The sequence below is a fragment of the Nocardioides sp. F233 genome (assembly GCF_057813895.1).
In genome coordinates, this window is record NZ_JBVASH010000001.1 from 114,468 (window position 1) to 137,168 (window position 22,701).

Here is a 22,701-nt window from a genome sequence, read left to right on the forward strand (position 1 = left end):
CTGTTCCGGTCGCCGATCTGTAATGTCTATCAACCTACTCGACAAACTGTAGAACACGACGGAGGGTGCGGCGCAACCGTGTCCCGGGATCCGGGCGGGTTCGGCTCACGGTGAGCGAAAGCCTTGTCCGGCGCGGGTTTCCTCCCCACCGTTGGGCCTCGTTCGATTCCCCAGCGACCCGAAGGACGCCCTCATGACCATCAGCCTCGACCGCGAGACCGCCGCTCCCACGACCATCACGGTGAGCAAGCTGGGCAGCCGGATCGGCGCCCGGATCGACGGCGTACGCCTCGGCGCCGACCTCGCGCCGGAGACCGTCGCCGAGATCCGGGCGGCTCTCAACGAGCACAAGGTCGTCTTCTTCCGCGGCCAGGACCACCTCGACGACGACGGACAGATCGCGTTCGGCGAGCTGCTCGGGCCGCTCACCACGGCCCACCCGACCGTCAACACCGGCAGTGCGCGGGTGCTCGCGCTCAAGGCCACCCAGGGCATGGCGGCGAACTCCTGGCACACCGACGTCACCTTCGTCGACCGGGTGCCGGCGTTCTCGATCCTGCGCGGCGTGACCATCCCGGCGTACGGCGGCAGCACGGTCTGGGCCAACACGGTGACGGCGTACGACACCCTTCCGCCGCAGCTCAAGGCCCTCGTCGACGACCTGTGGGCCGTGCACACCAACGACTACGACTACGCCAATCACTACACCGAGGAGGGCGAGGCGAACACCCAGTTCAGCCGGGCCGAGTTCGCCTCGACCGTCTACCAGACCGAGCACCCGGTGGTGCGGATCCACCCGGAGACCGGCGAGCGCTCCCTGCTGCTCGGGCACTTCGTGAAGAACTTCGTCGGCTTCAACACCAAGGAGTCCTCGACCCTGTTCAACCTGCTCCAGGACCGGGTGACCAAGCTCGAGAACACCGTGCGCTGGACGTGGGAGCAGGCAGACGTCGCGATCTGGGACAACCGCGCCACCCAGCACTACGCCACCGCCGACTTCGACACCCAGCTGCGCGAGGTCCGCCGGATCACTGTGCAGGGCCCGGTCCCGGTGTCGATCGACGGCCGCGAGAGCCGCGTGCTCAAGGGATCGGCCGACGTCTACAACCGGCTCGACGAGCTCATCCACTGACTGCCGCGCGTCGGCGCGCGGGCGTAGCGTCGGTGGCATGACTCCTGCCGAGCTGCTGACCGACTCGCTCTCCCGCGTCCTCGGCGTCGTCGAGACGGTCCTCGACGGCGCCGACGACGCGCTCCTCGTCCAGCGCCCGGGGCCGGACGCCAACAGCATCGCGTGGCTGGTCTGGCACCTGACCCGGGTGCAGGACGACCACGTGGCCCACGTCGCCGGGACCGGCCAGGTCTGGACCGACGACGGGTACGCCGACCGGTTCGGCCTGCCGCTCGACCCGCGCGACATCGGCTACGGCCACTCCAGCGAGCAGGTCGGGTTGGTCGTCGCCCCGGCCGGGCTGCTGCTCGACTACTACCGCGCCACCCACGCCCGCACCCTCGGCTTCGTCGGCGCGCTGAGCGCCGACGACCTCGACCGGGTCGTCGACACCCGCTGGGACCCGCCCGTCACGCTCGGTGTCCGGCTGGTCAGCGTGGTCGACGACTGCGCGCAGCACGCCGGGCAGGCGGCGTACGTGAAGGGGTTGCTGCTGGGTAGGGTCTGACCCCGGAGGTGCAGGGATGAGGGCGAAGATCGCAGCGCGACGCGCGGCGTCGAAGGTGGTCCACGTCCGCGGAGGTCTGCTGGACCCGCGGCGCCGGCAGTGCAACGTGTGCGGGAAGCGGAGCCGGTTCTCGGACATCACCGCCGATCTCGACACGACACTGGCCGCGCACGGCAGCAAGTACCGGGTCGCCGACTTCGAGACGCTGAATGCGACCTACTACCAGTGCCAGGAGTGCGGCTCGTCCGACCGTGACCGCCTCTACCTGCTCTGGTTCGAGCGGTTCCTGTCGCGAGGCCCACGGCGCCGCGTGCTCGAGTTCGCCCCGTCCCGCCCGCTCGAGGCCCGGCTGCGGGAACGGCTCGACGTCGACTACCGCAGCGCCGACCTGTTCATGCCCGATGTCGACGACGTCGTCGACATCACCGACATGAAGGGCTACCCGGACGCCTCCTTCGACGTGTTCATCTGCTCCCACGTCCTCGAGCACGTCTCCAGCGATGCCGACGCGATCAGCGAGCTCCACCGGATCCTCGCGCCCGGCGGCCACGGCATCGTCATGGTGCCGATCGCACCCGAGGGCTCCTTCGACGAGGACGTCACCGAGACCGATGTCTCCGAGCGCTGGCGCCGCTTCGTGCAGGACGACCACGTGCGGCTCTACGACCGGAGCACCTTCGTCCGCAACCTCACCGCCGGCGGCTTCCAGGTCGAGCAGCTCGGCTGGCGCGCGCTCGGACTGCACCGGATGGTGCGGCACGCACTGGCGCCGCGGTCGGTGCTGTACGTCGTGACGAAGCCGGCTTAGCGCCGGATCCCGAGGCGCCGGAGCAGCCGACCGCCCCGGGGGGTCGGTGCGGCCGTAGCCCGCTCGTCCTCAAGCCGGCTCAGGCGGCGCTTGAGCTCCTTGACCCGGCCCCGCAGCTCCAGGACCTTCGCCGTGCGCTGGTCGAGCTTCTCGCGGAGGATGCCGACGTCCCGGCTCAGCAGGGTCCCGAGTTCCTGCGCGTCGACGAGCGCCGCACGGTCCGCGGCCCGACCGGCGGCCTGGCCGCGGATACCGAGGGTCGCCCACAGCGGGTGGGCTTCGACGGTCTCGCGGAGCAGCCCGACCCCGGGATCCTGGCTGTCGGCGGCGCTCACGCTGCCGAGGATGCGGCCCGCGTGCCGGGCCAGCGCCTCGTCGGTCCCGGGGATCCCGGCCACGAGCCCGGCGGCTCCCTCGATGGCCGCGGCGTGCCCCGCCGCCTGCTTCTGCCAGAACTGCAGGGGCGCGGTGACGCTGTCGGACCACACGCCTCCGGCGTGGCGGCGGTACACGGACATGACCTCCGGGTCGACCAGGATCCTCCCGGACGAGGCGTGCAGCACGTGGAGGTACCAGTCCAGGGGCATCACGGCCGGCACGTCGTCGTACCCGTCCCGGCGCCGGTAGACGACGGAGTTGGTCTGGATGAAGTTGTCCTCCACCAGCGCGGCCAGGGTGGGCTCCGCGAGCCGCTCGGGCGAGGGGAAGATGCTCGGCTCCGCCGAGTCGTCGTCCCAGACCACCCGGACCGGGTGGAAGCAGACCGTCGCGTCGGGGGCGGCGTCGAGGAGCGTGACCTGGCGGGCCAGCTTCTGGTCGTCGATCCAGTAGTCGTCGCCCTCGCACAGGGCGAGGTACTCCCCGGTGGCGCGGTTCATCGCGTCGACCAGGTTGGCGTGGATCCCGATGTTGTCCTCCCGCAGGACCGGGACGAGCACGTCCGGGTGCTGCGCGGCGAGCTCGCGGATGATGGCCGCGGTCCCGTCGGTGGAGGCGTCGTCCGCGACGACGACCTCGAAGGGGAACGGAGCCGCCTGCGACAGGATCGTCTCGAGCGTCTCGCGCACGAACTGCTCGTGGTTGTAGGTGATCACGACGACGCTGACCCGGGGCGGGGTGGCGGGGCTGCCGGGCACGGTGCTCAGTCCTTCTCACGCAGCGCGGTGATGACACGCTCGATGTCCGCGGGGGCCATGGCGTCGTGGATCGGCACGGACACGATCCGGGCGCACAGGTCGTCGGTGACCGGCAGGTGCGGCAGGTCGGTGTCCCCGCCGGCGGTGCGGTGGAGCCGCTGCCGGTGCACGGGCGGGTTGTAGTAGTCGCGGGCATCGACGCCAGCGGCCGCCAACCGCGCCAGCGTGGCCTGCTTGGCAGCACTGTCCGGCGCGGCCAGGCTCGCGAAACCGAGCGTCGACTGGTCCGCGTTCACCTGGAAGGAGTAGCGCTCGCCGAGAGCCTCGCGGTAGCGGGCATGGACCTCGCGGCGACCGTCGAGGCGGGCATCGAGGCCCTCCAGCTGGAGCAGCCCGATCGCCGCCGACAGCTCGGGCAGCTTGGCGTTGAGAGCGAGGACGACGCTCTCGCGGGTGGCGTCGAAGCCGAAGTTCTCGAAGCGCTCGATCCGCCGCGCCAGGTCGGCGTCCCGCGTCGTGATGATCGCTCCCTCGCCCACACCGAACGGCTTCGTGGCGTGCATCGAGAAGACCTCGCAGGTGCCGCGAGCGCCGAGCCGCTCTCCGTTCGGGTACCAGGAGCCGAAGCCCGCGGCCGAGTCGATGACGAGCGGGACGCCGAGCTCGGCGGCCAGCGCCTCCCAGTCGGCGACGTCGGGGTTGCCGACGCCGAACACGTTGGCGAGCAGGATCCCTCGCGGCGGCCGGCGCCCGGACGTGGCGAGCTCGCGGGCGTGCCGCACGTCCGGTTGCCAGGTCTCGGGGGAGATGTCGACGAAGCGGGGGACGTGCCCCGACCACGTGACGGCCTGGGCCGCGGCCACGAAGGTGAAGGAGGGGACCAGGATCTCGCCGGTCCCGTCGCCGTGACCGACCGTGCACTCGAGGGCCGCGATCAGGGCGAGCGTCGCGTTGGCAGCCGTGGTGGCGGTGACGTCCTGGCCGACGTACGCCGCGAGTGCGGCGCTGAAGCGGCGCTCGACCGGCCCGAAGTTCGTGTACCAGTTGGCCTCGACGATCTTCTCGTAGGCAGCGGCCACGGCTGCGGGCGCCGGGAAGGCCGGGCGGATGAACGGGATCGGGGGCTCAGAGGGCATCGAGCCACTCCTCCCGGACCCGGACGGTGCGCGCGGGCACACCGACGACGACGGCGTTCGGCTGCGGGACGTCCTCGAGCACGACCGCGCCCGCTCCGACCACGACTCCGTCGGCGATCGTCACTCCGTCGGAGACAGTGGCACCGACCCCGATGAAGACGCCGTCGCCGAGGGTGACGTTGCCGGCGATCCGGGCGCCGGGACCGATCGTGGCGAAGGCGCCGGTGCGGACGTCGTGGCTGACGCTCGCCCCTACGTTGACCAGGTTGTGCTCGCCGAGGCGCACACCGGTGGTGATGACGGCGCCGGGAGCGACGACGGTGCCGGCGCCGAGCTCGCAGTCGCCGGCGATCCAGGTCTGCGTTCCCACGACGGTCGCGTACGTCGTCCCCGGCCACGCGCCGACCAGGGCCCGGCGCACCGCGGGCGGGCCCACCGCAGCGACGACCGGCATCGCGCGATCCTCGGCGGACGGGGCATCGATGTCGATCCGCCGCCAGGAGCCGGCGACGTCGTACCCCGCACTCACGGCGACGAACGCCACGGACTCCGTCGTGAGGTAGGACCGGATCTCCCGCGCCTGCGCGCCCGCGCCGAGCAGGCCGATGGCCCGTTCCTCCGTCGCGCGCCTGTGCTCCAACCCGTTTCCCCCTCCGTGATCCTGCGCGGGCGACACTACCGGGGTCTCACAGGCCGACCGTCAGCTCCCGGACGATCTCCCCGGCGGGCCGCTCCTCGGCGCTGCGCCAGCCGGTCCCCGCCCACAGGTGCAGCCGGTGCGGATCGCCCGTGCGGGCGGCGGTCCGGCGCAGGTCGCGGGTGAGGTGGTGCAGCTCCGGGTAGCCGTACGGCGCGTCCGCGTGGTGCCGCTCCGCGAACCCGTTGCGCAGTGCCCGCGCCGGCCGGCCGGTGAAGGCATGGGTGACCACGGTCGTCGTGAACGCCGGGTCGGCGAGCGCGGCTCGGTGCGTCGGTGTCGTGCCGGCCTCGGTGGCGCGGAGCAGCACGGTGCCGGCGGCGACCGCCTCGGCGCCGGCCGCCACCAGGTCACGTACGTCGGCCGACCCGGCCACCCCACCGGCCGCGACGAGCGGCAGCCGGGTCACGCCGGCCACTGCGCGCACGACGTCCGCCGTGGCGGCGTCGGTGATCGTGCGGCGCGGGTCGAAGGTGCCGCTGTGCCCACCTGCCGCGGGACCCTGGACGACCAGCCCGTCGACCCCGGCGTCCTCGGCGGCACGGGCCTCCTCCGGCGTGGTCACCGTCGCGAGGACTCGCGAACCGGCGGCCCGCAGCACGGCGATGTCGGCGCGGTCGGGGAGCCCGAAGGTCAGCGACACCACGGGCACGGGGGCGGCCACGAGGAGAGCGACCTTCTCCCGCCACGCGTCGTCGTCGTGCCGCGGCTCGGTGGGGAGGTCGACGCCGAGGGCCTCCGCGTCGGGTCGGACGGCCTCCCGGTAGGCCCGGTAGGCATGCGGCTCGATCGCGCCCGGCTGTGGCACGAACAGGTTCACCCCGAAGGGCGTGCCGGTCGCGTGCGCGGCTGCCAGGTCGTCGGCGAACGCCTCCGCCGACAGGTAGCCCGCGGGCAGGAAGGCGAACCCGCCCGCGGCGGTCACGGCCGCTGCGAGCGCCGGTGTGGAGGGGCCGCCGGCCATCGGGGCCGCGGCGAGGGGGAGGGCGGAGTCGAGCAGCGTCACGACTCCATCGTGGCTCAGTGCCCGGAACCACCGGGAGTGGCCGACGACGACACCTGGTCGCCCCACGCCGCGCGGGCACCCGAGTCGCCGACCCGGTACACCTGCACCGCCGTCGCCAGCGCCGCCACGACGGCGAGCGCGGCGACACCCTTCAGCACGGTGGCGCCGGCGTCGCGCCGGTGGAGCCAGGTCAGGGCGGCCGCGAGCAGCAGCAGCGGGATCGCGAACCAGATCAGCTGGTCGCCCAGTGCGGCGTGGCGACCCGGGTCCCCGACGTGCTTCTCGAGCGCCTCACCGCTCGACGTCGCGACCGGGACCAGCACGGCCGCGACGAGGACGGTGCCGACGACGAGGACGCCGTACCGCTCCCGCCAGGCGGGGCGTAGGGCGATGGCGATCGTGCCGAGGACGGCGATCGGCAGCAGGACCACGACGGCGTGGACGACGAGCGGGTGGAGGGGCAGGCCGTTGACCAGGTCGAACATGCCGGCAGCGTGCCGGACCGGACCTGACGACAACCTGACTGCGCGCGTGCCCGAGAATGGCCGGGAGATGAGCGAGAGCACCGTGGACCCGTGCGCCCGCGGCGTCCTGGTCACGCTGTGCGTCACGGTCACCGTCGCGTACGGCGTCCTCTACTACTCGTTCACCGTTCTCGCGCCGGGCATCAGTGCCGACACCGGCTGGTCCACGGCCGCCGTCACCTCGGTCTTCTCGGCGGGCAGCCTGGCCGGCGCGTTCGCGGGTGTGCTGGCCGGCCGGGTCATCCAGCGCCGTGGCCCGCGGGTCGTGATGACCGCCGGCAGCCTGCTCGGCGCGCTCGGCGTGGTGGTGATCGCCGCAGCGCCGAACCTGCTGGTGTTCACGCTCGGCTGGCTGGTCGCGGGCGCGGCCGGTGCCGGCACGTTCTACCCGCCGGCGTTCGCCGCCCTCACCCAGTGGTACGGCGACCATCGGGTCCGCGCCATCACCACCCTGACCCTGGCCGCTGCCTTCTCCTCGACCATCTTCGCGCCGCTGATCGCGTTCCTCGACGCCGAGTGGGGCTGGCGGGCGACGTACGTCGTGCTCGGCGCGATCATGCTCGTCGTGACCGGGCCGGCCCATGCGCTGGTGCTGCGTCTGCCCTGGCACGCCGCCACCGTCGAGCACGGCACCCACGAGCGCTCCCGCACCGACCGCGAGATCCTGGCCAGCCGCACGTTCGTGCTGGTGGCCGCGTCCGGCGCGCTGACCACGCTGGTCATGTTCGCCTCGCTGGTCCACCTGGTGCCGCTGCTCCTCGACCGCGGGATGAGCGTCCAGCTGGCCGCGTGGGCGCTCGGGCTCAGCGGCGCCGGCCAGGTCGTCGGCCGGCTGCTGTACGCCGCGCTCGAGCGCCGCCTCCCCACCAATACCCGGGCAGCGCTGGTGATGGTGCTGCTGGCGGCGATGGTCCTCGCCCTGGCCCTGGTGCCCGGGCCGGTGCCGCTCCTCATCGTGATCGCCGTGCTGGCCGGCGCCGCCCGGGGCCTGTTCACCCTCGTCGGCGCGACCGTGGTCAGCGACCACTGGGGACCGGAGCGGTACGCGGCGCTCAACGGCGTCTACAACGCACCCGTCGGCGTCGCCGCCGCGCTCTCCCCCGCCTTCGGTGCCGCCGTCATCGCCGCGACGGGCAGCGTGACCGGGCTCTTCGTCGTCCTCGCCGCTCTCGGCCTGGTCGGTGCCGCGCTGGCGGTCGTCGCCGGCAACACGCCCGACCATCGGTAGTACTGGTCACCGCACCCCCGACGGGTGCACGATGCCCAGACGCGGATCGTGTGCCGGCCCACTCGGGGGCCGACACGGACCAAGGAGGGCGCGGATGACCCAGGTGAGTGGCGCGCAGTCGGCGCTCGACGCGGAGCAGGTCGGGTACAAGCAGACACTCGGCCGCCGGCACGTCCAGATGATCGCGATCGGTGGCGCCATCGGCACCGGGCTGTTCCTCGGCTCGGCCAGCAGGCTGCACAGCACCGGTCCGGCACTGTTGTTCAGCTACGCGTTCGTCGGCGTCATCGCCTACTTCCTGATGCGGGCCCTCGGCGAGCTGGTGCTGCACCGCGCGACGTCGGGTGCGTTCGTGTCCTACATGCGGGAGTTCTACGGCGAGGCGGCGGCGTACGTCACCGGCTGGATGTACTGGCTCAACTGGGCGCTCACCGGCATCGCCGAGCTCTCGGCGGTCGGGCTCTACATGCAGTACTGGTTCCCGAACCTGCCCGCCTGGGCGACGGTGCTGGTCGCGCTCGCGGTCGTGCTCGCGATCAACCTGCTCTCGGCCCGGGCCTTCGGCGAGTTCGAGTTCTGGGCCGCGATCCTCAAGGTCACCGCGATCGTCGTCTTCCTCGTCGTCGGCCTGGTCGTCGTGATCGGCACCTTCGACATCGGCGGCCACGAGGCCGGCGTCTCCAACCTGTGGAGCAACCCGGGCGGGTTCTGGCCGGCCTCGGACGGGTTCTACTGGTACGGCCCGATCCTGGTCATGTCCGGCGTCGTGTTCGCGTACGCCGCGATCGAGATGGTCGGCGTCGCCGCCGGCGAGATGGAGGACGCCCAGCGTGAGGTGCCGAAGGCCGTCAACGCCGTCATCATGCGGATCGCGGTCTTCTACTGCGGCTCGATCCTGCTGCTCGTCTGCATGCTGCCGACCTCGGAGTTCAAGCCCGGCATCAGCCCGTTCGTCACCGTCTTCGACCGGCTCGGGCTGGACTGGATGGGCGCCGCGATCCAGGTGATCCTGATCGTCGCAGCCATGTCCAGCCTGAACTCCGGTCTCTACTCGACCGGTCGGGTGCTGCGCAGCCTCGGCATGTCCAAGCAGGCGCCGGCCTTCACGCTCAAGATGAGCGAGTCCGGCGTGCCGTGGGCAGGGATCGCCATGACGTCGATCGTCTACGTCTTCGGTGCCCTCCTCAACGCGCTGGCTCCCGACGCCTTCGAGATCGCGCTGGAGGCGGCCGCGATCGGCGTGGTCTTCACCTGGGCCTCGATCTTCCTGTGCCAGATCCGGCTGCGGCAGCTCTCCGACCGCGGCGTGGTCCCACCCAGTCCGTTCCAGGCGCCCTGGTCGCCATGGACGTCGATCGTCGGGCTGGTCTTCCTGGCCCTGGTGATCGTCGGGCTCGCCGTGTCCGGGTGGCAGAGCTCGCCGTACTTCTGGCACAAGACGACCTTCCTCGTCGTCGTGATCGGCATCCCCGTCATCGCGCTGGTGCTGTGGATCGGCTGGATCGTGGTCCGCCCGAAGGTCGCGGCCGACACCGGCGGGCGGATGCAGTCGGTGTGGACCAACGACGGACCGCGGTACGTCGACGAGGAGCCGTTCCCGATGGGCGGCAACGTCGAGGGGGCCGAGGGATGAGGAGGACAACCGTGCGGAGCAGCATCGCGATCGTCCTGGCGGTCGTCGCCACCACCCTCGCCGGCTGCAGCGGCGACGGCGAGATCAAGTCCCCCGACCTGGTGAAGGGCGCCCAGGAGGGCGGCAAGCTCACCATCGGCATCTCCTTCGACGAGCCCGGCGTGGGTTTCAGGAAGGGCGACACCTACAGCGGCTTCGACGTCGACACGGCCACGTACGTCGCCAAGGCGCTCGGCGTCGACGCGAAGGACATCACCTGGGTGCGGGCCGACCCCGGCGAGCGCGAGCAGCTGCTCGAGAGCGGGCAGGCCGACCTGGTCGTCGCGACGTACTCGATCACCGACGAACGCAAGCAGGCCGTCGACTTCGCCGGGCCGTACTTCGTCGCCCACCAGGACCTGCTGATCCGCCGCAACGACACGGAGATCACCGGCCCGAAGACCCTCGACGGACGCACTCTCTGCTCGGTCACCAGCACCACGTCGTCGGACTACGTGCGCATGCACTACAAGGGCGACATCACGCTCAAGGAGTACCCGCGCTTCTCCGAGTGCGTCGCCGCGCTGCTCGACGGCACCGTCGACGCCGTCACCACCGACGACCTGATCCTCGCCGGCTACGCGAGCGAGAAGAAGTACAAGGGCAAGCTCAAGGTGGTCGGCGACGGCTTCACCGACGAGCGCTACGGCATCGGGATCAAGAAGGGCGACCAGGAGCTGGTCGACCAGGTCAACGCGGCGTTGGAGCAGTACGTCGAAGACGGCTCCTGGAAGGCCGCGCTGAAGCAGTCGGTCGGCGACTCGGGCTACAAGATCCCCGACCCGCCGAAGCCCGGCACCGCCTGAGGCCCGACGCCGGTGCCGGTCCCCTCGCCCGAGGTGCTCGCCGCCCTCCGGGCCACCCCACCCTTCGACCAGCTCACCGACGCGGAGGTGGCCGCCCTCGGCAGCGCGGCCAAGGTCGAGGAGCACGCCGACCAGGAGGTGCTGCTCGACGCGTTCACCGCCACCCCGCGGCACGTCTTCGTCGTCGTGGCGGGCGAGGTCGCGCTGTGGGTCGACCCCGAGGGCGAGCCGGACGCCCCCGACTTCGTCCTCGGGCCGCACGACGTGTTCGGGCTCGACGCCACCCTGACCGGGCGGGCGATCGGGCCGCTCGCGGTCGCCGCCGGACCCGTCACGGTGATCCGACTCCCGGCGGCCCGCGTGTCGGAGCTGCTCGCGGGGGACCGGCCGGTCGTCGTACCGGACCGGTTGGCGGGCCCGCCGGCCTCCGAGTCCCCGGCGTACGTCGTCGTGGACGAGCTCGTCGTCAGCGAGCCGGTCGTCGTCGACCCCGCGGACCGGGTGGTCGACGTGGCGCGGGCGATGACCGCCGCGCGGCACGGGTACGCCGCGGTCCGGCTGCCGGAGGGCTGGGGGATGGTGACCGACCGGGTGCTGCGCGAGCGGGTGCTGGCCGGCGACGTGACGGCCGAGACCGCGGTGGGTGAGCTGGTCGCCGGCGAGACCCCACACCAGGTGGTGAGCGGGTCCTCGGCCGCCGAGGCGCTGATCCTGCTGCTCGACCGGAAGGCCGACTACGTGCTCGTCGTCGACCGCGACGGCACCTTGCGCGGATCGGTCGAGCCCCGCGACTTCGTGGTGTCGTCGACGACCGCCGGGGTGTCCCTGCACGAGCAGCTGCGTCGGGCCGCGAGTGTCGAGGAGCTGCAGGAGCGGGCGCGCGGGATCCCCGGCGTGCTGGCGACGCTCCTCGACGGGGGGCTCGCGTCCGGCAAGGTGATCCGGGTGCACACGGCGATGCTCGACACGACCGTGCGCCGGATGATCGAGCTCGCCTTCGCCCGGCACCCGGCCCTCGACCCGGATGCGTTCACCTGGCTCTCGCTGGGCAGCAACGGCCGCGGCGAGGCGGTCCCCAGCTCCGACATCGACTCCGCGGCCGCGTTCGACGACGCGGTCACGGCCGACGACATCGTCCGCTACCGCCACGTCTTCGCCGAGATCGCCGACGCCCTCGCCGCAGCCGGCCTGACCGGCGACCAGCACGGCGCGACCGCGGCCCGCGACGCCTTCTCCCGCACCAATGCGGCCTGGCGCGCGGCGGGGGAGCAGTGGCTGGCCGCACCGGACCGCAACAACGGCGCGATGATGACCTCGCTGCTCGTCGACGGCCGCCCGATCTACGGCGACCCGGGCCTGCCCGCCGTCGCGCAGGTGATGGCCGGGATGCGCGGGCACCCCGGCACGATGCGGCTGCTGCTCCAGGAGTCCCTGTCGCGGCGGGCCCGGATGCGCTCGCTGCGCGACCTGGTCCCGGGCCGCGGCCGCGACCGGTTCGACCTCAAGACCCACGCCCTGCTGCCGATCGTCAACCTCGCCCGGTGGACCGCGCTCAGCGTCGGCTCGCCCGCCCTGGCGACGACCGAGCGGCTCCGCGCCGCCTCCGGCACCACGGCCCTCCCCGCCCCGCAGGCACTCGCCCTGGTCGAGGTGTTCGAGGCGCTGCAACGGGTCCGGCTGCGCCACCAGCTGCGCCAGGTCGAGCAGGACCTGGCCCCCAGCGACCTCGTCGAGCTGAACGCCGTCTCCGCGATCGACCGCAGCATCATCACCCGCGCGGTGCGCGAGATCGCCGCCGCGCAGCGGCGGATGGACAACATCGCGTTGTACGACGACCCGGAGCGCTGGGGCCGATGACCGATCCGGTGACCGACCACCCGCGGGTCGCCGTGATCGGTGACGTCGGCGGGCACCTCGGCGAGCTGCGTGCGGAGCTGGCCCGGCTCGGCGTACCCGATGAGGGGCGGGGCCCGCTCCCGCCCGCGCTGAGCGTCGTCCAGGTCGGCGACCTCGTCCACCGCGGGCCGGACTCCGAGGAGGTCGTGCGCCAGGTCGACGGCTACCTGCGCCAGCAGCCCGGGCAGTGGGTGCAGCTGATCGGCAACCACGAGGCGCAGTACGTCCGCCGGGCCGCCTTCCAGTGGTCGCCGGCGCTGGACCCGCGGGCCGCGGACCGGGTGCAGGCGTGGTGGCGCGAGGGGCTGATGGTCGCTGCGGTCGGGCTGTCCGTCGCCGGCGAGCAGCTCCTCGTCACCCACGCCGGCGCGACCTCCTCCTTCTGGCGGTCGGTGCTGGGCGCACCGCCGACGGTGGCGGAGGCGGTGGCTGCGATCCGTGCGTTGGGTGACGATCCCGCGCTGTTCCGGGCCGGCTGCATGATGCAGGGCCGTGACCCCGACCCGCTGGCCGGTCCACTGTGGGCGGCCGCGGCGAGCGAGCTGGCGGTCTCCTGGGCCGGGGAGACGCTGCCGTTCAGCCAGGTGCACGGTCACTCCTCCGCCTGGGACTGGGATGCCGGCGCCTGGCGGCTCCCGCCCGACCTCGCCGCCCACGCCCACCTCGACGAGGACGACCGGCACGTCACGCTCACCCTCCCGGGTGGGCGGATCGTCGGCGTCGACCCCGACCACCGTGCCACGCCGCGCAGCCCGTGGCGGGGGTGGGAGGCCGGTGGACCTCAGGCGGTCGTCGAGGTGATCCGGTAACGCACGAACGACGGCACGGCGAGCGCTGCCGCGACCACCAGCACGACGACCAGCACGCCGCCGCCGGCTGCCGCGGTCGCCGTACCGACCATGGCGGCGGTGGCACCGTGGGCGACGTCCGCGATCCGCGGGCCGCCGGCGACGACCACGACGAAGATGCCCTGCAGGCGGCCGCGGACCTCGTCGGCGGCCGCGGTCTGCAGCATCGAGGTGCGGAAGGCGGCCGAGGCCATGTCGGCGGCGCCGCCGACGACGAGCATGAGGACGGCGACCACGAGCCAGCCGCGGGCGGCCCCGGGAGTCGCGTCCGCGCCGAGCACCGCCAGGCCGAAGCCGACCATCGCCAGGCCCCACACCACGATGCACCACACCACCGCCCGGCCCTGCGCGGAGATCCGCGAGACCCAGCCGGAGAAGACACCGCCCAGCACCGCACCGGCGGGGATGCCGGCGAACAGCAGCGCGAACGCGAGACCGCCCTCGTCGGGGCCGAGGAAGCTCTCGTGCGCGATCTCCGGGAACAGCGCGCGTGGCATGCCGAAGACCATCGCGATGATGTCGACGACGAAGGACATCATCAGCACGGGCTGCCCGCGCAGGTAGGCGATGCCCTCGATCACCGAGCGCAGGCCGGGCGTCCCGGTGCTGACGCCCTCGATGGGCAACGACGGCAGCCGGACCACCGCCCACAGGGTGGCGAGGAGCGAGACCGCGTCGCCGGCGTACAGCCAGGCGAAGCCGGTGAACGGGATCAGGATGCCCGCGATCAGCGGCCCGCCGATCGCGCCGGCCTGCATCACCGTCATGTTGAGCGAGTTGGCCGCGGGCAGCACCTCGTCGTCCAGCAGTCGCGGCAGCACCGCCGAGCGGGTCGGCTGGTTGACCGCGAAGAACGCCTGCTGCACCGAGAACAGCCCGAGCAGCACCCACACGTTGCTCATCCCGAGCGCCGCCTGCAGCCAGAACAGCGCCGCGGTGCCGATCAGCCCGCACGTGGTGACGAGGAGCATCGTGCGCCGGTCGAAGTGGTCGGCGAGCGCGCCGCCCCACAGGCCGAACACGACGAGGGGGACCAGGCCGAAGACGCCGGTCAGGCCGACGTACGCCGACGAGCCGGTGTCCGCGTAGATCTGGGCCGGCACCGCGACCACGGTGAGCTGCGCGCCGACGACCGTGATGATGTTGGCCGACCACAGCCGCCGGAAGTGCGGGTCCTGCAGCGGCCGGGTGTCGGCCAGCATCCCGCGCAAACTCACCGGAGCAGGCTACGGAGCGTGTGCCCGCGCCGATGAATCGGCCCGGTGCCGGGAGCGGCGGTGGATGTGCTGACCGACATCGGCGAGGGTGCATATCCACCCATTCGGACGTTGCGTTGATATTCGCCCATTGCGCCGATGGGTTAATATCAACGCATCAGGAGGTGCTGCATGGCCGCCAACAACCCCATTCGGTCCCAGAAGGCACTGGGCGAGGCACTCGCCCGCCTGCGCTACGACCGCGACGTCACCCAGCAGGAGCTCGCCGACACCCTCGGCATCTCGCGCCGCTACATCTACGACCTCGAATCCGGCCGGCCGACGCTCTACGCCGGTCGCCTCTTCGAGATCCTGCGCGACCTCGGCGCCCACATCGAGATCGTCAGGGACGATCGAGGGGACGCCGGGTGAGTCAGCCGACGGGGGCCCGGGAACCGCTCGCCATCTGGCTCTACGGCGTCAACCTCGCGCGCCTGGACGAAGACGTCCACGGACGGATGGCCCTGACGTGGACCGACGAAGCAGGGGACACCTTCGGCCAGGGCTCCCGCGTGCTCTCGGCGACGATGCCCATCGGCAGGCCCGCGGTGCCGCCGTTGGTGAGGAACTACATCGACGGTCTCCTGCCTGAAGGCAACGCCCGCACCAATGCTGCGTTGTCGGTCGGCGTTCCCCCCGACGACTCGTACGCGCTCATCCGGGCCTACGGGCGTGACACGCCCGGCGCGGCACAGGTCGTCGCCGCAGGCCACGGCGATCCCACACGTGCCGGACGCTACGAGCCGCTCGGCCTCGCCGAGGTTGCCGAGCGGGTCAGGACCGCCGACCAGCACTCCCCTGCCGACCCCACCGGTGCCACGGGGGAGTCCTCCACGCTGCCGGGCATGGTTCCCAAGATCACCCTGCACCGTGACGAGACCGGCTGGTACGCGTGCAAGCAAGGCGCTGCCTCGACGTGGATCATCAAGCGTGCGTGGTCACCCGAGTCGAACGTCGGCGACGTGATCGACACCGAGGTCCTGAGCCTGGCGCTGGCGCGCCGGATCGGACTGACGTCGATCCGGGCCGAGATTCTCGACCTCGACGACGTACGGGCCATCGCGGTCTCACGCTACGACCGCGACCTCGACGGCCCGGATCTGCGGATCCACCAGGAGGACCTCGCCCAGGCGATCGGCCTCGACACGAGAGACCCGAACCGGAAGTTCCAGTGGGGTTCGAGGATGCCGTCGCTGAAGCACGCCTACGACGTCCTGAGCGACGGCGGTGGTGACCCCGCTCCGTTGTTGCGACTGGCCACGTTCTCGTACCTGATCGGCAACACCGACATGCACGCCAAGAACATCTCGTTCCTCCGCATGCGGGACGGGCGAGTCGCGCTGAGCCCGGCCTACGACGTGGCGATGCACCTGCACCATCCGCGCGACAACCACCGAAGCGCCCTCGACGTCAACGGCACGTTCACGATGAACGACATCCGCCTCACGGACCTCGTCGACGAAGGGGTCGGGTGGGGGATGACCCGACGTCGGGCCCAGTCGCTCGTCCTCGGCACCGTGCACGACCTCGCATCCGCGATGGACCTCGAGGACCCGGCCGACCATCCAGGGGTGCCGCCCGAGGCGTGGGACGTGGTGCGCGCCCGTGTCGACGACGCCGTGTCGTCGGGCAGCACCCCGGCTCCGGTGCCTGCCGCGAAGGCGGCGCCACGGGACGCGACGGAGACGTCGTCGCGGCGGCGAGGCCCGCGACCGCCGCGCCGATGAATCGGGCCCCGAGCTCGTCGAGTAGCCCGAGGCGCTAGCCGAGGGCGTATCGAGACGCGACTGGGTCTCGATACGGCGGTCGCGCCTGCTCGCAAGCTCGCAGCCGCGCGCCTACTCGACCTTCGGGCCTGATCGGCCGGCTCGCAAGCTCGCCGTCCGGGCCCTCGTTCATGGCGCTCGGCGACGGCACCCACAAGCTGCCGGTCGCCACCGCGCTGCGGGTCGACTCGGGCAAGCAGGCCGGGGACACCGTCGAGATCCACCTGACCGAGCGATTGGCCTGACGCCGTACCCGCGAGAAAAAGAACCGTGCAAGGCTGTCGTACCGAGCATCGCCCGTTCGTGGAGAGGGTGAGCGACGGTCATCGGGACCGTCCCGCACCGACCGAGACCAGGAGATCCCATGACCCAGTACCTGCTGGCCGTGCACGGCAACGAGGACGGCTACGCCCAGATCACCCCCGAGCAGATGCAGCAGATGTTCGCCGACACCGACCGGTTCAACAAGCAGCTCCAGGCCGACGGCGTCTGGGTGTTCGCGGGTGGGCTCGAGACCGTCGCGTCCGCGTCCGTCGTCGACGGCACCGGCGACGCACCGGTCGTCACCGACGGCCCCTACCTCGAGACCAAGGAGCACATCGGCGGCTTCTGGATCATCGACGTCCCCGACCACGACACCGCGATGAGGTACGCCGCAGCGGGCTCGAAGGCCTGCCAGGGCAAGGTCGAGGTCCGTCCCTTCCAGGCCGAATGAGCCAGGACGCCCGCGAGGCCGTCGAACGGATCTTCCGCGACGAGTACGGCCGGCTGATCGCCTCCCTGGTCCGTCGCTTCCGCGACATCGACCTGGCGGAGGACGCGGCCGGCGAGGCGCTCGTCACCGCACTCGAGAGGTGGCCGGTGGACGGCGTACCGCCCAACCCGGGCGCGTGGCTCACCACCACCGCCGGGAACCGGGCGATCGACCGCCTCCGCCGCGAGAAGCTCCGTGATGGCAAGCACCAGGCCGCCGTCATGATCGAGGACGACACACCCCACGAGCCGACCGGCGTCATCGAGGACGACCGGCTCCGGCTGATCTTCACCTGCTGCCACCCGTCGCTCGCGCCGGAGGCACGGATCGCGCTCACCCTGCGCCTGCTCGGCGGCCTCACCGTCGCCGAGATCGCCAGCGCCTTCCTCGTCCAGGAGACGACGATGGCGCAGCGGATCACCCGCGCCAAGGGCAAGATCAAGGGCGCCAACATCCCCTACCGGGTGCCCGCGGCCGCGGACCTGCCCGCGCGGGTCGGTGCCGTGCTCGCCGTGCTGCTGCTGATCTTCAACGAGGGCTACCTCTCCTCCGGCGACGGTGACCCGATCCGCGAGGAGCTCACCGGCGAGGCGATCCGGCTGGCCCGGATCCTCCACGAGCTGCTGCCCGCCGACCTCGAGGCCACCGGTCTGCTGGCGATGCTGCTGCTGACCGAGGCGCGTCGTACCGCACGGGTGCGGGGCGGCGAGCTGGTCCCGCTCGAGGAGCAGGACCGCGGCGGCTGGGACCGCGCCCTCATCGCCGAGGGCCACGACCTGGTGCGCGCCTGCCTCGCCGCCAACCGCCCCGGCCGCTACCAGATCCTGGCCGCGGTCAATGCCGTGCACACCGACGCCCCGACCGCCGCCGCGACCGACTGGTCCCAGGTGGTCGCGCTCTACGACCAGCTCGCCCGGATCGACCCGTCGCCGATCGTCGCGCTCAACCGCGCGGTCGCGGTCGCCGAGCTCGACGGCCCCGAGGTCGCCCTCGCGATCGTCGAACGGCTGCCGCTCGACGGCTACCACGCCTGGCACGCCACGCGGGCCGAGCTGCTGCGCCGGTCGGGCCGCAGCGCCGACTCCCGGGAGCAGTACGACGCCGCGCTGGCCGTGTGCGACAACCAGGCCGAGCGCGCCTTCCTGCTCAGGAAGCGGGGACAGCTGGCCGGGTGACGGTGCGGTCGCGGGGCGGGAGCCACAGCACGAACCGCGTCGTGGCCGACGTCGTGTCGAGCGACAGGTGACCACCGCACACCTCGGCCAGCTCCGCCGCGACGGCCAGGCCGATCCCCTCCGAGCCGGCGGATCCGCTGCTCACCCCGCGCCGGAACACCTCGGGGCTCAGCGGCGCCGTGCCCTCGTCGCCGACGGCGATCTCGAGGTGGGTGTCGGCGTCGCGGACCTCGACCGTGATCGTGCCCCGGCCGTGCTTGCGGGCGTTGTCGATGAGGACGTCGAGAACCTGCTCCAGCGGGCCGAGAGGCACCGGGGTGCGGGACCGTCGTCCGACCTGCCCGACGACGAGCTCGCGCGACTCCGCGGCCAGGCGCCGCGCCCAACGTGCCTCGCCCGCGCGCACGACGGCGACGAGGTCGACCACCTGCTGCGCCTCGATCCGCCGGCCGCGGGCCAGGTCGAGCAGCTGGTCGATGGCGCCGCTGAGGCGGTCCAGCTCGCCGAGGCCGCGCTCGAGCTCGGTCGCGACCGCAGGGTCGGTCTCGGGCCACAGGGTGAGGTCCTCGAGGTTGAGCCGGAGGGCGGTGATCGGCGTGCGCAGCTGGTGGGAGGCGTTCGCGGCGAACCCACGCTCCCGCCGCACCAGTCCGTCGAGCTGGCTGGCGGCACCACGCAGGGAGGCGCCGATCGCGTCCGCCTCCGGGACGGCGTACGACGGCACGTCGATGTCGAACCGGCGGTGACCCAGCTCGCGGGAGAACCGCGCGAGGTCCTGGAAGGGCCGCGACAGCCGACGGGCGATCAGGGCGCCCAGCACGGCGGCGGCGATCGCGAGGCCCAGGCCGAGGAGGACCAGCGGCAGCAGGGCCTCGCGGATGCTCGCACCGATCGACTCCCCGGAGACGCTCAACCGCAGGGTGCTGCCGTCAGCGAGGTGGCGGGTGACGGTGACGCCCTCCGCGTCGGTGGCGCCGTCGCCCACGACGAGCGGGCTGCCCGCGGGCCGGTCGAGCTCGACGCGGTCGGCGGCGACCAGACCGCTCCGGAGCAGCGCCGCGTCGACCTCGCCCCCCGTGCGTGTCCGCTCGGTGACCAGGTCATCGAGGACCGCCGCGCTGCCCGCCAGGCTGGTACGGGCGTGCTCACGGACCAGGTCGGCCAGGAAGTAGGCCCGCGGCACGCCGTACAGGCCGATCACCGCGACCGCGAGGCCGACGAACGCGAGCATCAGCCGTTCACGCATCGGACGTGGCGTCCTCGGGAGGAACGCAGGTCGATCGCGCTTGCGCCGTGCCGGCGCACTCACCACCCGACGCTCGCGACGGCGCCATCGGTCAGCCTTCCTCCAGCCGGAAGCCGACGCCGCGCACGGTGTCGAGCCGGATCGGTGCGGAGCCGTCGACCAGCTTCTGGCGCAGCCGGCCGACCGTCGTGTCGAGCGTCTTGGTCGACCCGAACCAGTTCTCGTCCCACACCTGCGCCATCAGGTCCTCGCGGGTGACCACCGCGCCGCGACGCTCGTCGAGCAGCGCCAGGACGTCGAACTCCTTGGCGGTCAAGGACAGCTCGGTCCCGCCGACCCAGGCCCGTCGGGCGTCCCGGTCCACGCGGAAGGACTCGCCTGCGGGCGCGGCCGGGTCGGTCGGCACGGTCGGAGCGTCTTCCGCCACGAGCACGTCGGCCGCCTCCGTCGCCCCGCCCGGCCGGTGCGAGCGGCGCAGCAGGGCCCGCACCCGGGCGAGCAGCTCGGAGAGGCTGAACGGCTTGGCGAGGTAGTCGTCGGCGCCGACGTCGAGGCCCACGACCCGGTCGAGCTCGCCGGCGCGGGCGGTGAGGATGACGATGCCGCCCTCGAAGCCGTCGGCCCGGACCTGCCGGCACACGTCGAGCCCGTCCATGTCGGGCAGCCCGAGGTCGAGCAGCAGCAGGTCGACCCCGCCGGCGGCGACCTGGTCGATCGCCGGCTGGCCGGCCGCGACCCGGTCGACGTCGTACCCCTCGCGCTGGACGGCGCGCACGAGCGGGGCGGCGATGGCGTCGTCGTCCTCGACGATCAGCAGGCGCACGGGCACCTCACCGAGCATAGGGGTCGTCGTCGTGCGAACCGGCCGACCGCGCCCGGCGGGTGCGGATCCGACGGTCCGCGTCGATCGCGACCAGTACGGCGAACGGCACCACCAGGCCGGCGACGGCGGCGGCGTCGAGGACCTGCCGCGCCTGGCCCGGCAGCCCGATGGTCAGCGCGAGCGCGGTGAGCAGGATCGGCGCGGTCGCCACGAGGACCACGGCCAGCCGCGTCTCGAGGCAGTTGACCCGGGCCAGCGCTGCCGCGGCGAGCAGGCTGAGCGGAGCGAGGACCAGCGCGGTGGTCGTGGCGCGGTCGCCGCCGATCGCCCAGCCGACCTGGCCCGCGCCGAGCAGCGCGGTGAGGACTGCGGCCGTCCACGAACCCCGGGTGTGAGCGCCCATCAGAACTCCCGGTCCGCCGCGCCCGACTCGGTGGCCGGGGTCGCGGCACAGGCGCCGCCGCTCGTGGACTGGGCCGCGGTGGACGGTGTCCACACCATGGTCGAGGGGGTCGTCACGGTGCGCAGCCCGCTGCCGCTCGCCAGGGTGCCGACCGTGATGGTGACGACGGTGCGGTCGATGCCGTCGACGGTGACGGTGGTCGCCGTCATCGTGGCGTTGAGCTGTGCGGTCTTGCGGCCCTTGACGTAGTCCTCACGCAGCCCGACGGAGCCGAGCTGGACGGCGGCGCCGTTGCGCAGCACGTCGATCGCATCGGTCTTGCTGGTGCCGCCGAGCAGGTTGCCGTCGCGCAGCCGCAGGGTCACCGGCAGCGAGGTGCCGGTCCAGCCGGCGGTGATGCTGGCCGGTGCGACGACGTCGCTGTAGGTCAGGGTCAGGGTGTCGCCCGCGCCGACGCGGCCGGCGGTCCCGTCCCCGTTGCTGGTCTGCACGTCGACCGCACGGAGCCTGCTGTTGTCGACGCGGCGACCGCTGACGACCGCCGAGGTCGAGGTCGAGCCGTGGCCGTCGGTCAGGACGGCCCGCAGGTCGTAGGAGCCGTTGGCGACGGTCGTCGTGTCCCAGCTGCAGGAGTACGGCGCGGTGGTCGCCGTGCACAGGTCGGTCCAGGACGTGGTGCCGCTGACGGCGTACTGGATCCGGACCGCGGCGATACCGGCGGTGGAGCTGGCCTGGGCGGTGATCGTCGCCTTGCCGGACAGGAAGGCGCCGGGGTCGTCGAGGGACACCGACGAGACGGTGTTGTCGACGACGCGACCGGTCACCGGCGCCGACGTGGCGGTGTTGCCGGCGGCGTCGGTCGCGATCGCGCGGAACGCGTAGCTGCCGTCGGCCAGTGCCGTCGTGGCGAACCGGCAGGAGTACGGGTCCACGGTGAGCGTGCACAGGGGCTGGAAGCCGCCGCCGGTGGCGGCGTACTGGAGCACGACCTGCTGCACGCCGGAGCCCGCGTCGCCCGCGGTCGCCGCGAAGGTCGCCGTACCGCTGAGCGGGGTGCCGGGGTCGACCATCGTGACCGTGGGCGCCGCGTTGTCGACGAGCACGTCGCTGACGACGGCCGAGGTACTGGAGGTCAGGCCGGCCGTGGCGACCGCACGCAGGTCGAAGGAGTCGTTGGTGAAGGCCGTCGTCGACCAGGAGCAGGTGAACGGCGTGCTCAGCCCGCTGCACAGCGTCTTCCAGCTGCTGCCACCGCTGGTCGTGTACTGGACGGTGACCAGCCACGGCAGGACGCCGCCGTTGTAGACGGTGGACTTCAGCGACACGGTGCCCCGCACGACGTCGCCGGGGTCGCCGAGGACCACGAGGACGTTGTTGGCGACCGTGGTGCTGACGGTGTCCGACACCGTCGTGTAGCCGGCGCCGTTGACGGCGCGGGCGCGCAGGTCGTAGCCGCCGTCGGCACCGGCGCGGGTGTTCCACGCGCAGCTGTACGGCGCGGTCGTGGTCGTGCACGCCGTGGTCCACGTGCTCGCGCCCGGCGCGAGGTACTGGAAGGCGACGGAGGTGATGCCGGACTCGGCGTCGGTCGCGGTCGCGGTCAGGGTGACGGTGCCCTGGACCGACGTGCCGGGCTGGGCGACGACGACGGCCGGCGGTGTCCACTCGGCCGCCGCCCGGACGGTCGCGGTGTTGGTGGTCGACTGCACGTACGTCGCGTCCGAGGACGCCGTGGACGCCAGGACCAGCCACGCGCCGAGCAGGCCGAGGACGGCCAGGCGCAGGGTGGTCGGGAATCGCATGGGGCGTCCTTCGTGACGGAGGAGGGAGACGGCAAGGTGT

23 protein-coding genes are annotated in these 22,701 nt (G+C 72.6%); 13 read left to right on the top strand and 10 right to left on the bottom strand.

The genetic code is table 11. The features are described from left to right. Positions 1-193: 193 nt before the first annotated feature. The 3 genes from ACZYRU_RS00595 to ACZYRU_RS00605 are packed head-to-tail and all read left to right on the top strand — an operon-like array spanning position 194 to position 2,487. A complete protein-coding gene (locus tag ACZYRU_RS00595; RefSeq protein WP_488955130.1) occupies positions 194-1,132 on the top strand; it encodes a TauD/TfdA dioxygenase family protein in 939 nt (312 codons plus the stop codon). A 37-nt stretch (positions 1,133-1,169) separates the two neighbouring features. Next, complete coding sequence (locus tag ACZYRU_RS00600) at positions 1,170-1,679, top strand: mycothiol transferase (protein WP_488955131.1); 510 nt, start codon at positions 1,170-1,172, stop codon at positions 1,677-1,679. 16 nt (positions 1,680-1,695) lie between these two features. Next, positions 1,696-2,487 (top strand): class I SAM-dependent methyltransferase, encoded by a 792-nt coding sequence (locus ACZYRU_RS00605; protein WP_488955132.1) that lies wholly within the window; start codon positions 1,696-1,698, stop codon positions 2,485-2,487. Here ACZYRU_RS00605 and ACZYRU_RS00610 read toward each other — a convergent pair. From ACZYRU_RS00610 to ACZYRU_RS00630, 5 genes are read right to left on the bottom strand one after another with little or no spacing between them, the layout of a single operon-like run. Next, the gene (locus ACZYRU_RS00610) at positions 2,484-3,623 is read right to left on the bottom strand and encodes a glycosyltransferase (protein WP_488955133.1); all 1,140 of its coding nucleotides are present in this window, start codon (positions 3,621-3,623) and stop codon (positions 2,484-2,486) included. The two genes, ACZYRU_RS00605 and ACZYRU_RS00610, sit on opposite strands and share 4 nt — an antisense overlap. A 5-nt stretch (positions 3,624-3,628) precedes the next feature. Further along, positions 3,629-4,759 carry an aminotransferase class I/II-fold pyridoxal phosphate-dependent enzyme gene (locus tag ACZYRU_RS00615; RefSeq protein WP_488955134.1) on the bottom strand — a complete coding sequence of 377 codons (1,131 nt, stop codon included), beginning with the start codon at positions 4,757-4,759 and terminating at the stop codon, positions 3,629-3,631. Further along, a complete protein-coding gene (locus ACZYRU_RS00620) occupies positions 4,749-5,399 on the bottom strand; it encodes an LbetaH domain-containing protein (protein ID WP_488955135.1) in 651 nt (216 codons plus the stop codon). Before ACZYRU_RS00620 ends, ACZYRU_RS00615 begins: the two co-directional genes overlap by 11 nt. A gap of 46 nt (positions 5,400-5,445) precedes the next feature. Further along, complete coding sequence (locus ACZYRU_RS00625; protein WP_488955136.1) at positions 5,446-6,462, bottom strand: nitronate monooxygenase; 1,017 nt, start codon at positions 6,460-6,462, stop codon at positions 5,446-5,448. A 14-nt stretch (positions 6,463-6,476) separates the two neighbouring features. Continuing rightward, a complete protein-coding gene (locus tag ACZYRU_RS00630; RefSeq protein ID WP_488955137.1) occupies positions 6,477-6,947 on the bottom strand; it encodes a DUF2231 domain-containing protein in 471 nt (156 codons plus the stop codon). Between the two features lie 67 nt (positions 6,948-7,014). Between ACZYRU_RS00630 and ACZYRU_RS00635 the strand changes: the two genes are divergently transcribed. From ACZYRU_RS00635 to ACZYRU_RS00655, 5 genes are all read left to right on the top strand, one after another. Next, a complete protein-coding gene (locus ACZYRU_RS00635; RefSeq protein ID WP_488955138.1) occupies positions 7,015-8,214 on the top strand; it encodes an MFS transporter in 1,200 nt (399 codons plus the stop codon). Positions 8,215-8,308: 94 nt separating this feature from the next. Then, positions 8,309-9,847, top strand: a complete 1,539-nt coding sequence (locus ACZYRU_RS00640) for an amino acid permease (RefSeq protein ID WP_488955139.1) — start codon at positions 8,309-8,311, stop codon at positions 9,845-9,847. Between the two features lie 11 nt (positions 9,848-9,858). Next, positions 9,859-10,692 (top strand): glutamate ABC transporter substrate-binding protein, encoded by an 834-nt coding sequence (locus ACZYRU_RS00645; RefSeq protein WP_488955140.1) that lies wholly within the window; start codon positions 9,859-9,861, stop codon positions 10,690-10,692. A 12-nt stretch (positions 10,693-10,704) separates the two neighbouring features. After that, the gene (locus ACZYRU_RS00650) at positions 10,705-12,549 is read left to right on the top strand and encodes a putative nucleotidyltransferase substrate binding domain-containing protein (RefSeq protein WP_488955141.1); all 1,845 of its coding nucleotides are present in this window, start codon (positions 10,705-10,707) and stop codon (positions 12,547-12,549) included. Further along, entirely contained in the window at positions 12,546-13,397 is an 852-nt protein-coding gene (locus ACZYRU_RS00655) for a metallophosphoesterase (RefSeq protein ID WP_488955142.1), read from the top strand. Before ACZYRU_RS00650 ends, ACZYRU_RS00655 begins: the two co-directional genes overlap by 4 nt. Here the strand turns inward: ACZYRU_RS00655 and ACZYRU_RS00660 are convergent. After that, a complete protein-coding gene (locus tag ACZYRU_RS00660; RefSeq protein ID WP_488955143.1) occupies positions 13,370-14,653 on the bottom strand; it encodes an MFS transporter in 1,284 nt (427 codons plus the stop codon). The genes ACZYRU_RS00655 and ACZYRU_RS00660 overlap by 28 nt on opposite strands. 171 nt (positions 14,654-14,824) lie before the next feature. Between ACZYRU_RS00660 and ACZYRU_RS00665 the strand changes: the two genes are divergently transcribed. From ACZYRU_RS00665 to ACZYRU_RS00685, 5 genes are all read left to right on the top strand, one after another. Beyond that, positions 14,825-15,064, top strand: a complete 240-nt coding sequence (locus ACZYRU_RS00665; protein ID WP_488955144.1) for a helix-turn-helix transcriptional regulator — start codon at positions 14,825-14,827, stop codon at positions 15,062-15,064. Next, positions 15,061-16,419 (top strand): type II toxin-antitoxin system HipA family toxin, encoded by a 1,359-nt coding sequence (locus tag ACZYRU_RS00670; RefSeq protein WP_488955145.1) that lies wholly within the window; start codon positions 15,061-15,063, stop codon positions 16,417-16,419. Before ACZYRU_RS00665 ends, ACZYRU_RS00670 begins: the two co-directional genes overlap by 4 nt. A gap of 131 nt (positions 16,420-16,550) precedes the next feature. Then, on the top strand, positions 16,551-16,703 hold the full coding sequence (locus ACZYRU_RS00675) for a DUF1905 domain-containing protein (RefSeq protein ID WP_488956232.1): 153 nt from the start codon (positions 16,551-16,553) through the stop codon (positions 16,701-16,703). Positions 16,704-16,822: 119 nt separating this feature from the next. Beyond that, the gene (locus ACZYRU_RS00680; RefSeq protein WP_488955146.1) at positions 16,823-17,173 is read left to right on the top strand and encodes a YciI family protein; all 351 of its coding nucleotides are present in this window, start codon (positions 16,823-16,825) and stop codon (positions 17,171-17,173) included. After that, positions 17,170-18,387: an RNA polymerase sigma factor gene (locus ACZYRU_RS00685; protein WP_488955147.1), complete on the top strand. Its 1,218-nt coding sequence runs from the start codon at positions 17,170-17,172 to the stop codon at positions 18,385-18,387. Before ACZYRU_RS00680 ends, ACZYRU_RS00685 begins: the two co-directional genes overlap by 4 nt. Here ACZYRU_RS00685 and ACZYRU_RS00690 read toward each other — a convergent pair. The 4 genes from ACZYRU_RS00690 to ACZYRU_RS00705 form a co-directional block, all read right to left on the bottom strand. After that, the gene (locus tag ACZYRU_RS00690; protein WP_488955148.1) at positions 18,359-19,633 is read right to left on the bottom strand and encodes a sensor histidine kinase; all 1,275 of its coding nucleotides are present in this window, start codon (positions 19,631-19,633) and stop codon (positions 18,359-18,361) included. The genes ACZYRU_RS00685 and ACZYRU_RS00690 overlap by 29 nt on opposite strands. Positions 19,634-19,724: 91 nt before the next feature. Continuing rightward, entirely contained in the window at positions 19,725-20,462 is a 738-nt protein-coding gene (locus ACZYRU_RS00695) for a response regulator transcription factor (protein WP_488955149.1), read from the bottom strand. A 1-nt stretch (position 20,463) separates the two neighbouring features. Beyond that, entirely contained in the window at positions 20,464-20,859 is a 396-nt protein-coding gene (locus ACZYRU_RS00700) for a hypothetical protein (protein WP_488955150.1), read from the bottom strand. Then, positions 20,859-22,661 (bottom strand): Ig-like domain-containing protein, encoded by a 1,803-nt coding sequence (locus ACZYRU_RS00705; RefSeq protein ID WP_488955151.1) that lies wholly within the window; start codon positions 22,659-22,661, stop codon positions 20,859-20,861. Before ACZYRU_RS00705 ends, ACZYRU_RS00700 begins: the two co-directional genes overlap by 1 nt. Positions 22,662-22,701: the final 40 nt, after the last annotated feature.

What these genes read in the sequence shown, in the direction of transcription:
- ACZYRU_RS00595 (WP_488955130.1), top strand. Translation starts at nt 194, where the DNA reads ATGACCATCAGCCTCGACCGCGAGACCGCCGCTCCCACGACCATCACG.
- ACZYRU_RS00600 (WP_488955131.1), top strand. Translation starts at nt 1,170, where the DNA reads ATGACTCCTGCCGAGCTGCTGACCGACTCGCTCTCCCGCGTCCTCGGC.
- ACZYRU_RS00605 (WP_488955132.1), top strand. Translation starts at nt 1,696, where the DNA reads ATGAGGGCGAAGATCGCAGCGCGACGCGCGGCGTCGAAGGTGGTCCAC.
- ACZYRU_RS00615 (WP_488955134.1), bottom strand. Translation starts at nt 4,759, where the DNA reads ATGCCCTCTGAGCCCCCGATCCCGTTCATCCGCCCGGCCTTCCCGGCG.
- ACZYRU_RS00630 (WP_488955137.1), bottom strand. Translation starts at nt 6,947, where the DNA reads ATGTTCGACCTGGTCAACGGCCTGCCCCTCCACCCGCTCGTCGTCCAC.
- ACZYRU_RS00635 (WP_488955138.1), top strand. Translation starts at nt 7,015, where the DNA reads ATGAGCGAGAGCACCGTGGACCCGTGCGCCCGCGGCGTCCTGGTCACG.
- ACZYRU_RS00640 (WP_488955139.1), top strand. Translation starts at nt 8,309, where the DNA reads ATGACCCAGGTGAGTGGCGCGCAGTCGGCGCTCGACGCGGAGCAGGTC.
- ACZYRU_RS00655 (WP_488955142.1), top strand. Translation starts at nt 12,546, where the DNA reads ATGACCGATCCGGTGACCGACCACCCGCGGGTCGCCGTGATCGGTGAC.
- ACZYRU_RS00665 (WP_488955144.1), top strand. Translation starts at nt 14,825, where the DNA reads ATGGCCGCCAACAACCCCATTCGGTCCCAGAAGGCACTGGGCGAGGCA.
- ACZYRU_RS00680 (WP_488955146.1), top strand. Translation starts at nt 16,823, where the DNA reads ATGACCCAGTACCTGCTGGCCGTGCACGGCAACGAGGACGGCTACGCC.
- ACZYRU_RS00685 (WP_488955147.1), top strand. Translation starts at nt 17,170, where the DNA reads ATGAGCCAGGACGCCCGCGAGGCCGTCGAACGGATCTTCCGCGACGAG.
- ACZYRU_RS00690 (WP_488955148.1), bottom strand. Translation starts at nt 19,633, where the DNA reads ATGCGTGAACGGCTGATGCTCGCGTTCGTCGGCCTCGCGGTCGCGGTG.
- ACZYRU_RS00700 (WP_488955150.1), bottom strand. Translation starts at nt 20,859, where the DNA reads ATGGGCGCTCACACCCGGGGTTCGTGGACGGCCGCAGTCCTCACCGCG.
- ACZYRU_RS00705 (WP_488955151.1), bottom strand. Translation starts at nt 22,661, where the DNA reads ATGCGATTCCCGACCACCCTGCGCCTGGCCGTCCTCGGCCTGCTCGGC.